The sequence below is a fragment of the Deinococcus aquatilis DSM 23025 genome, assembly GCF_000378445.1.
Lineage (GTDB): Bacteria > Deinococcota > Deinococci > Deinococcales > Deinococcaceae > Deinococcus > Deinococcus aquatilis.
Genome location: NZ_KB899800.1, coordinates 1 through 1,568 on the forward strand (window position 1 = coordinate 1; position 1,568 = coordinate 1,568).

1 protein-coding gene is annotated in these 1,568 nt (G+C 55.9%); it reads right to left on the minus strand.

Annotation, left to right across the window (positions count from 1 at the left end; all coding sequences use genetic code 11):
• Nucleotides 1–801 (minus strand): NPCBM/NEW2 domain-containing protein (locus F561_RS0124300; protein WP_026299194.1); only part of this gene is annotated, 801 nt, incomplete at its 3' end.
• Nucleotides 802–1,568: the final 767 nt, after the last annotated feature.

The window sequence follows — 1,568 nt, forward strand, 5'->3', positions numbered from 1 at the left end:
GGTCTGGATCAGGACCGCGGATTTGTTCTGCGTGCTCTCCCAGTTGCCCGAGTACGTTCCACCCTTCGTAATCACAATCGGACCGCTGTACTGGATTTCTCCAGGGGCCAGGGGCGTGACTGTGCAACCCAACAATGGCGTCACCCAATCGGCATGATCGTAGCTGATGCCGTTGCCCGCATCGGTTACGATCAATTGAAGCTGCTGCTTGCCTACCACGCTAACGCTGACAACTTTGGTGGCGCTCGCCCCGGTCATGGTGCCACTGTCGAACAGTGTCACGCCATCAGCAATCACCTTGAAGATGACGCTGCCCTTATCTCCCACTTCGTCGTCTACACCCACCTGAGCGGTAAAGGTGCTGCATTTGCCGCCCAACGCGAAGGTCATACTAGAACCCGCGTGCACCCCAAAGCCCTGGGCATAGGTCTGTCCAGCCAGGGTCAGGGCGCGTCCGTCGCTTGCCAGCTTGTCGCCGTTGCTGCGGTCTTTCTCGATTGGCCCCCAGCCGTTGCTTGCCGCCGTCCAGGTCTCATTGCTCAGCGCGTTATCACCCGTCCTGAGGGACAGGGGCAGAGGCGACGTGCCAGCCGCGCTCGTCCAGGAGTAATCCTGACCGTCGTACACGAAGTCTGCGGGCGCGGCGGGCACGTCGGCCACCGGGGACGCAACAGGGGTAGGCGCAGTGGCTGTCGTCGTGCCCGAGTTGCAGGCCGACAGACCGAGTGTCAGCAGCATCAGACCAGCAGGCAGGGAGGAGCGGAGGGCGCGGGGCAGGCTCAAAGCGGTGGGTAGTGACATTCGGTCTCCTAAGGGAAAGGCAATACAAGAGAGGCGGCAACGGCGTGCAGACAGCACCGTCGAGTGGAGGCAGTTCAAAACGATTTCGGGTAGCGCGGAGGTAAGACTCATCGGCCTCACTACGCCAAGGAGTTGCGGTGAACAGGATTTCTTTAACAGCTCATCTGTTCCCCTAAGACCGACTGATCTCAAGGACAGGGTTACGTTAACGGTCGTTAATCATGTCAAGCTGTTAAAAATCTCTAAACGTTTCCAACAAAACTGCGCCTCTCATGAGGAACGGCTTTAAATTAATAATCAATATTCCGCACTCTTGTCATAATCTGACAAAGATTTTTTGTGTCTGCGTGGGCCTTCAATGACTCATATACCTTAAACTGGTTCAGGTAAGGCACAGATCTGTGAACAACTTGACATTCTATCAATCTTCATCTTGCCGTGACATTAAGGTAAAAAAGTCATCTGATCAGAGTTAGGAAGCTATTGACCGCCAGAAATTGAGAAACAAACGGGCAAACTCGACTGAGCTCAAAGCGAGGTCTTTCACCTAATACTACAGTTGCAGTTAGCGGGAGGCGAGCCAGCGTTGTTGACGTTGGCGATGACACCGTTGGGCTCGTGCCTGGTGGCGTCGTCGCCACCCCGACCACTCCCAGACCCGCAGGTTGAGCCGGTGGTGCGGTAGAACCAAGCGCAACAGACGGCGCACCTCAGGAACCGTCAATGGAATCAGCTCAGGGTCGTTAACTGACCCCCCTTTTTTTCGT